The 13,743-nt window shown below is 35.1% G+C and carries 12 protein-coding genes; 6 read left to right on the forward strand and 6 right to left on the reverse strand.

From position 1 onward, the window contains the following. Positions 1 to 47: 47 nt before the first annotated feature. The 6 genes from AO58_RS0108470 to recF all read right to left on the reverse strand — a co-directional run bounded on the left by AO58_RS0108470 (position 48) and on the right by recF (position 6,476). Positions 48 to 662 carry an FMN-binding negative transcriptional regulator gene (locus AO58_RS0108470; RefSeq protein ID WP_024981301.1) on the reverse strand — a complete coding sequence of 205 codons (615 nt, stop codon included), beginning with the start codon at positions 660 to 662 and terminating at the stop codon, positions 48 to 50. A 148-nt stretch (positions 663 to 810) separates the two neighbouring features. Then, complete coding sequence (gene murB / locus AO58_RS0108475; RefSeq protein ID WP_024981302.1) at positions 811 to 1,824, reverse strand: UDP-N-acetylmuramate dehydrogenase; 1,014 nt, start codon at positions 1,822 to 1,824, stop codon at positions 811 to 813. A gap of 31 nt (positions 1,825 to 1,855) precedes the next feature. After that, positions 1,856 to 2,527, reverse strand: coding sequence for a DUF2461 domain-containing protein (locus AO58_RS0108480; protein ID WP_024981303.1), 672 nt, complete (start codon positions 2,525 to 2,527; stop codon positions 1,856 to 1,858). Between the two features lie 3 nt (positions 2,528 to 2,530). After that, positions 2,531 to 3,229 (reverse strand): thioredoxin domain-containing protein, encoded by a 699-nt coding sequence (locus AO58_RS0108485; protein ID WP_024981304.1) that lies wholly within the window; start codon positions 3,227 to 3,229, stop codon positions 2,531 to 2,533. A 27-nt stretch (positions 3,230 to 3,256) separates the two neighbouring features. Beyond that, complete coding sequence (locus AO58_RS0108490) at positions 3,257 to 5,386, reverse strand: ATP-binding response regulator (RefSeq protein WP_024981305.1); 2,130 nt, start codon at positions 5,384 to 5,386, stop codon at positions 3,257 to 3,259. Positions 5,387 to 5,396: 10 nt separating this feature from the next. Then, the gene (gene recF, locus AO58_RS0108495; protein ID WP_024981306.1) at positions 5,397 to 6,476 is read right to left on the reverse strand and encodes a DNA replication/repair protein RecF; all 1,080 of its coding nucleotides are present in this window, start codon (positions 6,474 to 6,476) and stop codon (positions 5,397 to 5,399) included. Positions 6,477 to 6,677: 201 nt separating this feature from the next. Between recF and AO58_RS0108500 the strand changes: the two genes are divergently transcribed. The 6 genes from AO58_RS0108500 to AO58_RS0108525 all read left to right on the forward strand — a co-directional run bounded on the left by AO58_RS0108500 (position 6,678) and on the right by AO58_RS0108525 (position 13,193). Further along, on the forward strand, positions 6,678 to 7,451 hold the full coding sequence (locus AO58_RS0108500) for a tetratricopeptide repeat protein (protein WP_024981307.1): 774 nt from the start codon (positions 6,678 to 6,680) through the stop codon (positions 7,449 to 7,451). Positions 7,452 to 7,770: 319 nt separating this feature from the next. Next, positions 7,771 to 8,343 carry a 6,7-dimethyl-8-ribityllumazine synthase gene (gene ribH, locus AO58_RS0108505; RefSeq protein WP_024981308.1) on the forward strand — a complete coding sequence of 191 codons (573 nt, stop codon included), beginning with the start codon at positions 7,771 to 7,773 and terminating at the stop codon, positions 8,341 to 8,343. Between the two features lie 168 nt (positions 8,344 to 8,511). Next, complete coding sequence (mutL, locus tag AO58_RS0108510; protein ID WP_024981309.1) at positions 8,512 to 10,371, forward strand: DNA mismatch repair endonuclease MutL; 1,860 nt, start codon at positions 8,512 to 8,514, stop codon at positions 10,369 to 10,371. Further along, entirely contained in the window at positions 10,368 to 11,126 is a 759-nt protein-coding gene (locus tag AO58_RS0108515; RefSeq protein ID WP_024981310.1) for a rhomboid family intramembrane serine protease, read from the forward strand. Before mutL ends, AO58_RS0108515 begins: the two co-directional genes overlap by 4 nt. A gap of 58 nt (positions 11,127 to 11,184) precedes the next feature. Next, a complete protein-coding gene (locus AO58_RS0108520; RefSeq protein WP_024981311.1) occupies positions 11,185 to 12,051 on the forward strand; it encodes a rhomboid family intramembrane serine protease in 867 nt (288 codons plus the stop codon). A gap of 98 nt (positions 12,052 to 12,149) precedes the next feature. Next, positions 12,150 to 13,193 (forward strand): endonuclease/exonuclease/phosphatase family protein, encoded by a 1,044-nt coding sequence (locus tag AO58_RS0108525; RefSeq protein ID WP_024981312.1) that lies wholly within the window; start codon positions 12,150 to 12,152, stop codon positions 13,191 to 13,193. Positions 13,194 to 13,743 lie beyond the last annotated feature (550 nt).

Raw genomic sequence — 13,743 nt, forward strand, 5'->3', positions numbered from 1 at the left:
GCTGCAAAGTTAATTATCAATTGCAAACTTTCCATACAATCGGTCATTTACTTTCTTAATTTTTTCATTTCTTCTGCAACGGCAATAGCTGAAGATGATTGCGTTTTTTCTAGCTCTTGAATTATGTTTTTATAATTGTGGTCGTCGCGATTTTGAGACATTTTTTGTGTCGCTTCGATTTGGGTGATTTCAATTTCAAAGCCAATTACGCCCTTGGCTTGTCGTATCGTAGCTTTGGACAACTCACTAACTTTTACTGGACAGGCTGAGGCTTGTTCGTATTTGTCTACCAATTTTGTTAGAGATTCGATTACGGCTTCTCCGTGAATGATTTTTACTTTTCCGTATACGTGAACGGCGGTGTAATTCCAAGTTGGGACGTTTTCGTGGTCGTACCAAGAAGACGAAATGTAAGCGTGTGGACCTGTAAAAACGGCTAAAACTTCAGCATTGTCTTCAAAAGCGCTGCCTTGTGGGTTTTCTTTGGAGAGGTGACCGTGCAAGATTTCTTTTCCTTCGCTATTATAATCCAATTCCATTGGGATGTGCGTGGCCCACAATTTTCCGTTGGTCTGATTGATTAATATACCAAAAGCATTTTGTTTTAGAAAGGCGCGAATGCTATCGGGATTTTCTAGTTGGTAAATATCGGGTGTGTACATTTTTTGGAATTTTTAGATGTTTACAAAAAAGCCTTTTGTGGCTCTCTAGCCCCGATTGAAGCGGAAATCCTTTTGTGCCGGGGTTCGGCACAAAAGATTATAGCGAAAAGCGGGAACCTTGTTTCCTGAATAGCCTATTGTTTCGCTCCTAAATGATGTTCACTTCGGCTTCGATGTGGATGCCAAAGGTGTTGAAAATGGTTTCTTGGATGTTTTTGGAGACCGCCACGATTTCTTGACCCGTTGCGTTGCCATAATTGACAAGTACCAGCGCCTGATTTTTGTGGATTCCCGCGTCGCCAAAGCGTTTGCCTTTGAAGCCCGCTTGCTCGATTAGCCAACCCGCAGGCACTTTGACCTCGGTAGGTGAGACCTCGAAAAAGCGCATTTCGGGAAATTTTTTATGGATGCTTTCGAAATCGGCTTTTGGAAGGATTGGGTTTTTGAAGAAACTACCGCTGTTGCCTAATTCTTTTGGGTCGGGTAATTTGCTTTGTCGGATGGCGATTACAGCGTTGCTCACGTCTTTTAGCGTAGGTTGCTCAATGTTGTTTTTGGCTAATTCTCCAGTAATATCGCCATAAGAGGTGTTGATGTGGTGATTTGTTTTGGTTAATTTGAAAATCACGCTGGTGATGACGAATTGCCCTTTCACTTCGTTTTTGAAAATACTTTCGCGGTATCCAAAATGGCAATCGGCATTGGTGAAACTTTTGATTTCTTGGGTGGCTATGTGCATCGCGTGGCACGAAACAAAAGTATCCTTGATTTCGGTGCCGTAAGCGCCAATGTTTTGAACGGGAGTGGTACCCACATTACCCGGAATAAGCGACATGTTTTCAAGTCCACCAAAATCTTGGTCGATGGCCCAAAGTACGAACTCGTGCCAGTTTTCGCCAGCTTGGGCTTCCACCCAAACAAAATCGTCATTGGCATCGATTATTTTTTTTCCTTTCAAATCGATGTGGATGACCAAGGCGTCAATGTCTTGGGTTAACAACATATTGCTACCTCCACCCAAAATGAATTTTTTTTCGTTGGGATGCTTTGCTAAAACTTGTTGTAGTTCTTCTGTAGAGTGAACGGCAATGAATTGTTTGGCTTTGGCTTCAATGCCAAAAGTGTTGTATTTTTTTAACGAAAAATTTTCAAGGATTTCCATAGGGATTATTATTTTGTCTGTTGCAAACAGGTTATTCTATTTCTAAAGCTCTGTTGAGGAATTCGTTTAGCGGGCGCAAAGCAATCATTTTTTGAACCATTAACGGAATAAAATCTTTGTGCGTCAAAAGTTCAGGATTGAAATTTTCGGTGGCGGTGTAGCTTTTCAATTTTAAAAATTCAATCGCTGGGTTGTCTTTTTCGTAGCCTCTTGGCGGATTTTTTAACGTTGAATTTTCGTCACGATTCAGTGCTTTGTAATTGGAGACGAAATCTTTGTCGCTAGTTATGGCTATTAAATCGTCATGAAAAAAGTTAATTTCTTTTCGGATTTTCTGAATTTGTTCGGGTTGAGGACAATACATTCCGCCGCCAACAAAAGGATTTTCGGCATCGATTTGTAAATAATATCCAGCCGCTTCAGCATTTTTGGCACCGGTGGATAGCCAAATGCCCAAATGGGTTTTATATGGTGATTTGTCTTTTGAAAAACGAATATCGCGATTGATTCTGAATACACAGTTTTTTACTTCCAAAAGTGCTAAAGCTGGATCTAAATTCTTCATACTATCCAGGAAATCAGCGGTTAGTTGATAGTATTCTTTTTTTACCGCTTCGTATCGTTTTTTATTATCTAAAAACCACTCTCTGTTGTTGTTGGTTTTTAAATCTTTTAAGAATTGTATCGTGCTTTCAGAAACCATAGGTTATAGTATTTGTTTTTTCAAATCTTCTTCGCTTACAAAACCGCTACTTTTCCATTTTAGGTTGTTGTTTTCGTACAAAAGTAGGGTTGGAAGTTCTTCTACTTTTAATTCTTTCATAATGGTTTTGTTTTCATCGGCGTTCAAACGAACAATAACAACTTTGTCGCTATTTTCTTTTTGCATTTTTAAAATGAAAGGCTCCATTTTTTTGCAAGGCGCACACCAAGGGGCGAAGAAATTGATTAGTACTTTTTTGTCTGAGTTCAAAAGTGCTTCAAATTGTTGGCGATTGATTCCAACGAGTTTTTCGCTTGGTTTTGAAAGTCCATCTGCATCCCATTTCAGGATGCCACCTTGAAGGTCATAAATGGTTTTGAATCCCATTTCCGAAAGTTTTGTTGCTGCTTTGTTGCTGCGATTTCCCGATTTGCAATACACAAAAACTGGTTTTGTTTTGTCTAATGTTGCTGCATTTGCAGCAAAATCTGCATTGAGCCAATTGACGTTTTTGGCATTTTTAATATGGTCGCCCGCAAATTCTTGAGGGGTTCTTACGTCAAGGATTTGTGCGTTAGGGGTGTTTTTTATTTTCTCTGCAAAAGCTGGGGCTTCCAGTAATTGAATGTTTTTTGAGGTTTGTGCTTGGCACGAGCTAAGGATTATACTTAGGTAAATAAAAGTTATAAAAAAGGGCTTCATTTTTTTTAATTTTTAAGGTAAATAAAATTACGGTTTATTTTGTAGTTGGTTATATAGTTTTTGATAAAGTTCCTCTTTATTAATTGGTTTTATTAGAATTTCATCAAAGCCAAAGCTATTTATCTCTACAGTATCAAGATATGTGTCTCCAGATAAAGCAATTATTGGTTTGTTTTTGTTCTGATTTGTTAACGCTTTAATCTCTTTTGCTAAATCTATACCGGAGTAATCAAAAATCTGAATGTCAGTTAGTATTAGGTCTACAATGTTATTTTTTAGGTATTCTTTTGCTTCTGGTCCTCTGCCAAAAGTTACAATTTCAAAGCCTATATTGGTCATTAATTTTTTTACAATTTGAATAATTACAGGGTCGTCATCAATAATTACTGCTTTAATAGTGCTGTTTTTTGTTTGATTTTTCAATTTTGTCTCAAATGTTTCTTGATTTTCGTTTGGTTTATCAAGAAAGAGAGTAAATGAAATTTCTGTTCCAATTCCTATTTTACTTTTGATATCAATATTTCCATTGTATAAGTCGACAATACTCTTGCATAGATTGAGTCCTAATCCCGCGCCATAGCTCATTTGTTTTTGATGACTTTTGCTTTGGTAAAATTTATTAAACACTTTTTTCAAGTCCTCTTCTGGGATTCCTATACCTGTGTCTATGATTGAGACATCAAGTTGGTAGTTACTTATTTGTTTGTTTAAATCAACATTTATGGTTATTGTTCCTTTGTTGGTAAACTTTATTGCATTGATGACAGTGTTGTAAAAAAGCTGATGAATTTTTATATTATCTGCCCAAACAAGCGTATCGACATTCTTGTTGATATTACCAACAATTGTGATGTTTTTAGTTTCAGAAATGGTTTGTAGTGTATCCAATAACGGGATTATTTCTTTTTTTAAATTCACGTTAGTATTGAATAATTTAAGTTTAGAGTTTTCGTTTTTTAAGAAATCTAAAATCTGATTTACAGTATTTTGTAGTGAATTTGAGGTGAAATAAAGTGAATTAATATCCTTCGTTAACTCGGTATTTGAGTTTTGATTTTTAATTTTTTCAGAGTATTTTGAAATAATGTTTAAAGGTGCTCTCATTTCATGTGATAACATTCCGATGAGTTGGTTTTTTAAATCAAGATTTTTCTCTGTAGTTGCTTTTGCTTTTTGCAATTTGCTTTCATTTATATAGGTATAAATGGTGTAAAGAATTAAAATCACAGTTGCGCCACTCATTAAAATAAGTAGATAAAAGATATTTTTTTTATGCCTAATGTTTTCGTTACTATAGTCTTGAATTGCTTGATTGAATTTATTTCGGCTAGCTTCTTGAGCCGATTTTGAATAAGCCAGAATAAGTTTTTGGCTTTTATTTTGAATGTTTTTATTTATGATTAATAATTCTTGGTCTTTGTTTTTTAATGAATTGTAAGTGGCTTTTATTCTATTAAAATTGTTTAAATAGTATTTCTCTGTAAGTAAAAAAGTATTTCGGAGTTGATCTTCAAAGGTACCTGATTTTTCTTTATTATTAAAAACCATTTTTATAATGGATTGCACCTCTTGTTTGTCTACATCTGACTTTCCTTTTAGAGCATTTCCAATTCTTCCAAAAAAGGATTTTTTCTTGGTTTCGGTTACTTTTTTAATGGTGTCATAAGTGATTGAACTTAGGATTTTTTCGTAATTGAATTTTTTTATTAAAAAGTCAGGATTGATATTGCTTTTATCTTTATCATATTTTTGATTAATGAGTATTTCTAATTGATTTTTAAGAGAGACCACTTCTAATTCAATTTGTTTTTTATTTTTGATCACTACCGAAAAATCTTTGTTAGTTTTATTTAAATAGTTTAAGCTATCCAAATATACAGTCATGCTATCCAATGAAAGTTGGTATTTTTTCAAAGAAATAGGTTTTTGATATTGTATGTATTCATTAAAATGGTTTCCCGCTTCAAGATAATTTTTTGTAGCCAGGTTTGAAAAAACTAAAGATTTATTTGGTTTTAATAAAGAATAGGCATTTTGATTGATATTGTCTTGTAAATAGTTGTCAGAACTCCATATTTTGTATATGAAATACTGGGTTAAGAGTGTTAATAGAAAAAGAAGAAGTAAGCCTATTTTTTTAATTGTAATGTTATTCATGTGTTTTGAATTATAATTTAATTAGTGAATAGCTTTGGTAAGTCGATTGCAATATGGCTTCAGTTCTCTCGGGATGAGTGTCCGATATAAAGAGTTGGCCGAACGAATCGTCTTTTACCATTTCGATAATTTTGGCTACCCGAAATTCATCTAGCTTATCAAAAATATCATCAAAAAGTAGTATCGGTTTTACGCCACTTTGTTGTTTCAAAAAATCAAATTGAGCCAGTTTAAGCGCAATCAAAAATGATTTTTGTTGCCCTTGCGATCCAAATTTTTTGATAGGAAACGAATCAATTTCAAACGACAAATCATCTTTGTGAATGCCAAAACTGGTGTACTGTAACGCTCGGTCTTTGGCTAAATTTTCATTTAGTAAATTCAAGAGTGTATTCTCATAAAGATGACTTTCATAAACCAGTTGCACTTGTTCTGCACTTCCTGTAATGGCTTGATGATGCTTATTGAAAATAGGTAAAAATTCAGCAATAAAGGCTTTTCTTTTTTCGAAAAGTAAGGATGCAAAACCATCCAATTGCTCGTTGTAAATAGATAAAGTGTCCTTGTCAAAAACGTGGTTCAAAGCAAAATACTTCAATAATGCGTTGCGCTGACTGATGGTTTTTTGATACTGAATCAATTGTTGCAAATAGGTCGCGTCGAGTTGCGAAATCACGCTGTCCATAAACTTTCTTCGGGTTTCGCTTCCTTCTATAATAAGGTCGCGGTCGGCAGGCGAAATAATGACCAGTGGAATGAAACCAATATGGTCAGAAAATTTATCGTAAGCTTTACCGTTTCTTTTTAAAATCTTTTTTTGCCCTTTTTTGATGCTGCAAACAATTTGTTCGTTGCGCTCATTTTTTTCAAACAAAGCATCAATTACAAAAAAATCTTCACCGTGTCTGATGTTTTGAATCGCCAATGGATTGAAATAACTTTTTCCATACGCCAAATGATAGATGGCATCCAGAACATTTGTTTTTCCAACGCCATTTCTTCCAACAAAACAATTAATCTTGTTGTCAAATTCAAATTCAGCTTCGGTAAAATTTTTATAATTGAATAAAGAAATTTTTTTTAAATACATGTTTTAAGCTTCTCTTGTATTGGTAATAACCTCTTTTTTGAGTGCTATTTTTGAGGGGTGCAAATTATTGAAAATTATCCATATTATTTGGTTTTTCATGCATTGAAGCAAGAATGAATCTTAAACTGAATATAAAAGTGATTTTTTTTGTGTGGGTTTGAATAAAAATTTTATTTTTGCGACTCACTAAATTAATTTTAAATGGCTACTTACAGCAAACGAGGATATAAAACACCAAAAGAGAAAGAAGTTAAAGAACCTATAGAAGAAGTTCAAATTAATGAAAAAGACAGCGCTACTGCTGAAGTTTTCTCTAAGCTAGACGAAACAGCATCAAAAACTGAAGATTTTGTTGCCAAAAACCAAAAAATCATTATTGGTATCGTAGCAGGTATTGCTTTGATAACTGTAGGATATTTAGCATATAAAAAATTTATTGCTACTCCAAAAGAAGAAGAGGCAGCTAACGAAATGTTCGTAGCTCAACAAAACTTTCAAAAAGCAACCGATGGTGTTGCGAGTGATTCGTTATACAAATTGGCCTTGAATGGTTCTGAAGGTAAATTCGGATTTGTTAAAATTGCAGATGAGTATTCAGGAACAGACGCAGGAAATTTGGCGAATTACTACGCAGGTATCGCTTACCTAAATACAGGTAAATACGCTGAGGCGATCAGTTATTTAGAAAAATTCAGTTCAAAAGACGCTATTTTAAGTGCTTTAGCCAAAGGTGCAATTGGTGATGCTTACTCTCAAACCAACAAAGCCGAAGAAGCTCTTGGTTTTTATGTAAAAGCAGCTGAAAGCAACAAAAACGACTTTACAACGCCTCGTTTCTTATTAAAAGCAGGTAAAACAGCTTTGAGCTTAGGTAAAAAAGAAGAAGCTTTAAAGTATTTTACAGACATCAAAGAAAATTTTGATGCATCTCCTGAATCAGCTTCAGTTGATGGATTGATAGGATTAGCACAGTAACAGTACTAATTTTTTCAAACCAAAAGAGGTTAGAAAGCAAAAGAATTCGAAGTAAATTTTGAATCCTTTTATTTTTAACCTCTTTTTTTATACCTATATTTATGGTGTTGTTTGGAGCAGCAGGAATTGGGCCTTTTTACCAACATCGTCCCGCTGTCCTTCCTATCTTTTTTCACATCTGTCAGGTTTTAAAACCTGACAGATGTGAAAAAAGGATATTCCCTCCCATCGGGGCTATCAGGAAACATGGTTTCTTATCTATAAGCATCCAAAGAAAAACAACCATTTGACAAGCGTTTAATTTAAATGAAATAATACAATGGCAACCGAAAACAGAAATTTATCGGATTATAACAAAAACGAAGTACCAGACGCCAAAGATTTCCGCTTCGGAATCGTTGTGGCCGAATGGAATGAAACCATAACAGAAGGATTGTTCAATGGTGCTTTTCAAGCGCTCATTGAAAATCAAGTGCCCCCACAACACATCATACGTTGGAACGTGCCAGGGAGTTTCGAGTTGATTTATGGTGCAAAAAAAATGTTGCAAACGCAAAACGTAGATGCGGTTATTGTGATTGGATGCGTTATTCAAGGCGAGACCAAACATTTTGATTTTGTTTGCGAAGGCGTTACGCAAGGCATTAAAGATCTTAATGTACAAACCGATACTCCAGTTATTTTTTGTGTGTTAACGGACAACACCATGCAGCAATCCATTGACCGTAGTGGAGGTATTCATGGCAACAAAGGTACTGAAGCCGCGATTGCTGCTATTAAAATGGCGTACATTCGTCATCAAGCTACCTTAACGCACCAATTTCAACCTCAAAATTTGTTAGGAGCTGGCGCACTTCAAATCGAAGACAAGCCTTTACAGCTTGAAGAATAATGTGGTAGAGCACTTTTTTACAAAGCCTACACTACCCAAAATAGTGTAGGTTTTTTGTTTTTTTTTATGAGTAGATCGCTAGTAAAATCGAATAGTTTTTACTTAAATTTGTCCTCCTTGGTTTTAAAACATAAACCACCATCAGAAAACCCTAATCTATAATTTTTAATGTCTAGTATTATTCAATTGCTTCCCGATCATGTCGCTAACCAAATTGCTGCTGGTGAAGTAGTGCAACGACCTGCTTCTGTAGTAAAAGAATTACTAGAAAATGCTGTCGATGCCAAAGCTACCGATATCAAATTGATTATTAAAGATGCCGGAAAATCTTTGATACAAGTTATAGATAATGGAGTAGGTATGAGTGTAACGGATGCGCGTTTGTGTTTTGCACGACACGCCACATCCAAAATACGCTTGGCCGAAGATTTATTCTCGTTAAACACCAAAGGATTTCGGGGTGAAGCCTTAGCATCCATTGCTGCGATTGCGCATGTGGAAATGAAAAGCAAACAAGATCAAGAGGAATTAGGTACGCATATTATTATCGAAGGTAGTAAGTTTGTATCGCAAGAAGTGGCTGTTTTGCCGAAAGGCACCTCTTTTGCTGTAAAAAATCTTTTTTTCAATATTCCTGCGCGTCGTAACTTTTTAAAATCTGATACGGTTGAGTTTCGTCATATTGTCGATGAATTTCAACGCGTAGTGATGGCACATCCCAATATTCACTTTACTTTTTTCCACAACGGAAGCGAAATGTTTAATTTGCCTCCAGCTACTTTGCGCCAACGTATTGTGGGTATTTTTGCGGGTAAAACCAACGAAAAATTGGTACCCGTCAACGAAGAGACAGAAATTGTCACCATTCAAGGTTTTGTTAGCAAACCCGAATTTGCCAAAAAGAGTAGAGGTGAACAGTTTTTCTTTGTCAATGACCGATTCATAAAAAGTGGTTATTTGCACCATGCGGTGATGGCAGCTTTTGATGGTATACTAAAAGACGGTTTGCAACCCAGTTACTTTTTATACCTTACTGTGGAGCCCAATACTATTGATATCAACATTCATCCCACTAAAACCGAAATAAAATTTGACGATGAACATGCCTTGTACGCGATTCTTAGGGCTTCCATCAAGCATAGTTTAGGACAGTTTAACGTTGCTCCAGTTTTGGATTTTGATCGTGATGCTAATTTAGACACGCCATATCATTACAAAGATGTAGAAGGTTCTTTTCCTACTATCGAAGTAAATGGTGATTTTAATCCTTTTGCAGTGGTTGATGCTGCGCCAAAAAAATCTTTTTCGACTTACAAAAAGCCTGAAAGCACTTCCAATTGGGAGAGTTTGTATGTTGGTTTAACGCAAGATCCCGAGCCAGAACCGGAGCAATTTGTAAGCATGGCTTTTGAAACGGATGCTATTTCTTCTTCATTGTTTTCAGATACTGAAGTAGAGCAAGCGGTTCAAAAAACCTATCAAATCCATAAAAAATATATTGTTTCGCCTATAAAATCAGGAATGCTAATTGTAGATCAACAACGAGCCCACCAACGTATTTTATACGAACAGTTTTTAACCAATATGACGATGCACCAAGCGGCTAGTCAGCAATTGTTGTTTCCGTTGAATTTGTTTTTTTCTAATGATGAAATGGTTTTAATTACGGAATTACAAAGCACATTGACTGCGACAGGTTTTGTTTTTGATACTTCGGCTACAGATCATGTGGTGATTTCTGGGATTCCAGTAACCATTTCCGAAAGTGAAGTGGCTTTGGTTATCGAACAATTATTAGCCGATTTGCACGATGGAATTCCCGAAAACAGTTTTAGTCAAAGCGATACCATAGCCAAGTCAATGGCGAAAAGCTTAGCAGTAAAAACGGGAACGTATTTGAATGAAAAAGAACAAGAAAATGTAGTCAACGGACTTTTTGCTTGTAAAGAGCCCAATATTTCTCCTTTTAATAAACCTACTTTCATTACGATGCGTGTGGAAGATTTAGATAAAAAATTTGCTGTATGATGAATATTACCCCAACCGTTAAGCAATTGTTGATTATTAACGTATTGTTTTATGTAGGTTCCATGATTGTGGGAGAACCTGCATATCACTTGTTGTCCATGTATTATTTTGGGAATCCTGGTTTTCATTCATGGCAAATCTTTACCCACATGTTTATGCATGCTCCATTACCAAATGTAATGCACATTTTGTTTAATATGTTTGCCTTGTATTCGTTTGGATCGGCCTTAGAACATTTTTGGGGTGGTAAAAAATTTCTGTTTTTTTATATTTCCTGTGGTTTAGGTGCAGCCTTGTTGCATACTGGAGTTAATTATTATTTCTTCGAAAATGCAATAGATACCTTAGTGGCTAATGGATTTTCAAAACCCGAAATTTTACAGATTTTAAGTGAAGGGAAAATGGATACACGTTGGCAAGAATTGTTAACCGTGACCGAGTTTAGAGAGTTTATTAGTGCTTACATGGGGACAATGGTAGGAGCTTCAGGAGCAATTTATGGTCTTTTAGTTGCTTTTGCGTTCATGTTTCCTAATGCTGAATTGGCTTTACTATTTATTCCTGTGCCCATCAAAGCAAAGTATTTTGTGCCAGGATTATTGTTGATTGACTTATATTCTGGTGTGTCTGGCGGTTCTATTTTTGGCGGTTCATCTGGGATTGCTCACTTTGCCCACTTAGGCGGCGCATTAATTGGGTTCTTGATGATGTGGTATTGGAAAAAAAATCAATTCAACAACAATCGTTGGAATTAAATTAAGCAAGTACTGTTCAGTAGTTTTGTTTATATTTGATTTATAAAAGCTTTATTTTATGACAATTTTCAATGATTTAAAGTCTCGTTATCGCTTGGGGAATGTTGCGTTGCAGCTAATTTTCTGGAATATAGGGGTGTTTTTGATCGCTATATTGTTTTTTTATCAGTTCAAATCGGGGCAATTTTTGTTTCCAAATTGGCTTGCTTTGTCTTCGGATCCTTTGGTGTCTTTGAGTCGTCCTTGGACCTTTCTAACCTATGCTTTTTTTCATGACGGTATTGGTCATTTGTTTTTCAATATGATGGTGCTGCATTTTTGTAGTCAATTATTTTTGACGTTTTTCACTACCAAACAATTTATGGGATTGTATGTGTTGAGCGCCATTTTTTCAGGGATAGTGTTTGTGTTGTCGTATTACTTCTTGCAATATACCTCAATGATTGTTGGAGCTTCGGCTGCTATTTATGCCATTTTAGTGGCTACCACGACTTACCAGCCTCTAATGCAAGTGCAATTGTTTTTGTTTGGCAATATCAAATTGTGGTACATTACGGCAGTGGTTTTGTTGTTGGATGTGTTACAATTTCGTGTAGAGAATATGGGGGGACACATCTCTCATTTAGCAGGAGCCTTATTTGGTTTTGTTTATATAAAGCTCTTGGTAAGCGGGGTGGATTTAAGTAAATTAGTTTCTGGAGTTGTTGATTTTTTTTGGTCGTTGTTTCAAAAACGAAACAAAACGCCATTTAAAAAAGTACACGTTAATTATGCCAGAAAAGAAGCTCCTAAGACAGTGTCTAGAATTGTAACCAAAGACAAGACACAACAACAAATTGATGAAATTTTAGATAAAATCAGTCAATCGGGTTACGATTGTTTGACCAAAGAAGAAAAAGAATTTTTGTTCAAAGCTGGAAAATAGTTGAATGGGGTCTTTGATGCATTTTGATCCAATATTATTTTAAAAATGGTGCTACTTGCCTCTAAAGATCTGCAACAAACAATAAATATAAAGTAATAATGAGAAACCTTTCATGGTTTAATAAAGTGATGTTTTTCTTGAATATAGTACTCACTGTATTCACGTTTACTGCTTATCTGTTTCCTTTTTTATCTCCCAAAGTTTTTCCTTTGTTGGCGGTATTTACGTTGTTTATGCCGGTGTTTTTTGTGCTCAACGGATTGTTTTTTATCTATTGGGGAATTCAGTTCAAAAAAAGAATGATCCTTTCGGGATTGGTTTTGCTCATGGGCATCACTTTTATCAATAAATTTTATAAATTCTCCACGAAACCCTATCAAGATTCTCCCAAGGATTTTAAGATTATGAGTTATAATGTGCGTTTGTTTAATGTGTTTAAATGGATTGATCGCGATGGTATCCCGCAGGAGATTTTAACATTTATCAATCATAACAATCCTGATATTCTTTGTATACAAGAATATTCCAATCACGGAAATATCGATTTGAAAGTATATCCACATCGTTATATTTTTATTGAAGGTGATAAAATCCGTACTGGGCAGGCTATTTTTTCTAAATTCCCAATCCTGGATCAAGGTAATATCGTCTTTCCTAATTCAAATAATAACGCCATTTTTGCAGATATTAAGCGTGGAAAAGACATTATTCGGGTGTATAATATTCATTTTCAATCCATCAAAATTTCGCCAGATGTTCACGAAATTTCAGAAAATATTGAAGTGATGGATCAACAAAAATCCCATAAATTATTCAATCGCATTAGCAAAGCCTTCAAGCAACAACAAGAACAGGCTAAAATATTAATGGATCATAAAAAAGAATCCAAATATCCTGTCATTATTTGTGGTGACTTAAACAATAGTGCGTTTTCGTACGTGTATCGCAATGTAAAAGGCACTTTGAAAGACGCGTTTGAAGAAGCTGGAAAAGGTTTTGGACAAACGTACACTTTTAGATATTACCCTGCCCGTATAGATTATATTTTTGCAGATCCTCTGCTAGAAGTCAAAGAATTTGAGAGTTTTCCAAAGTTTCAAAACTCAGACCATTATCCTATTATGGCTAAGTTGAGTTTTTAAACAAATGAAAAGCCATGAGTCTTTTAATGAGTATGGCTTTTGGCACTTTTTTTTTGTACTAACAATCGATAAGAACTATTAATTGTAGTGATAATAACTGTTGCTTCTATTCTTTACGGTATTATGCGTTAGGGATTATTTCACTTATATTATTTTCATAGGTGTTCAATGAACTATGTTTGCAGTGAAAATCCTTTTTGAGGTTTTTTTTGCCTCAAAAAGATTGTAGCGTAAAGCCAGATCCTTGTGGTAACGCCCAAATGGATACATTACATAAAAGCCTTTGTGTGCTGTATGTAACTCAATGTTGTTAAGTTAAGATATTTTTGGTTGTAGATTAACGATTCTTGACCCGAGCGGTAGCGAACTGGTAAAGCATTTTAGATTTTGTGCCAATAAATAAAAAAAACTAGTTTTTTCAATGGTTTACACATCAGCAATCAAGAATCGTTATTTAAAAATCAGCAATCAAATTATTGATTATTCCTTAACTTCATGACATTGGGATGTAGCTGTGTAGCTTCACCCGTGTGTTATCCTAAAAATTTGA

It is taken from the genome of Flavobacterium succinicans LMG 10402, assembly GCF_000611675.1.
Lineage (GTDB): Bacteria > Bacteroidota > Bacteroidia > Flavobacteriales > Flavobacteriaceae > Flavobacterium > Flavobacterium succinicans.

Coding starts and splice junctions, on each gene's coding strand:
- AO58_RS0108470 (WP_024981301.1), bottom strand. CDS start 662: ATGTACACACCCGATATTTACCAACTAGAAAATCCCGATAGCATTCGC.
- murB (WP_024981302.1), bottom strand. CDS start 1,824: ATGGAAATCCTTGAAAATTTTTCGTTAAAAAAATACAACACTTTTGGC.
- AO58_RS0108520 (WP_024981311.1), top strand. CDS start 11,185: ATGACAATTTTCAATGATTTAAAGTCTCGTTATCGCTTGGGGAATGTT.
- AO58_RS0108525 (WP_024981312.1), top strand. CDS start 12,150: ATGAGAAACCTTTCATGGTTTAATAAAGTGATGTTTTTCTTGAATATA.
- AO58_RS0108490 (WP_024981305.1), bottom strand. CDS start 5,386: ATGAATAACATTACAATTAAAAAAATAGGCTTACTTCTTCTTTTTCTA.
- AO58_RS0108500 (WP_024981307.1), top strand. CDS start 6,678: ATGGCTACTTACAGCAAACGAGGATATAAAACACCAAAAGAGAAAGAA.
- AO58_RS0108485 (WP_024981304.1), bottom strand. CDS start 3,229: ATGAAGCCCTTTTTTATAACTTTTATTTACCTAAGTATAATCCTTAGC.
- mutL (WP_024981309.1), top strand. CDS start 8,512: ATGTCTAGTATTATTCAATTGCTTCCCGATCATGTCGCTAACCAAATT.
- recF (WP_024981306.1), bottom strand. CDS start 6,476: ATGTATTTAAAAAAAATTTCTTTATTCAATTATAAAAATTTTACCGAA.
- ribH (WP_024981308.1), top strand. CDS start 7,771: ATGGCAACCGAAAACAGAAATTTATCGGATTATAACAAAAACGAAGTA.
- AO58_RS0108480 (WP_024981303.1), bottom strand. CDS start 2,527: ATGGTTTCTGAAAGCACGATACAATTCTTAAAAGATTTAAAAACCAAC.
- AO58_RS0108515 (WP_024981310.1), top strand. CDS start 10,368: ATGATGAATATTACCCCAACCGTTAAGCAATTGTTGATTATTAACGTA.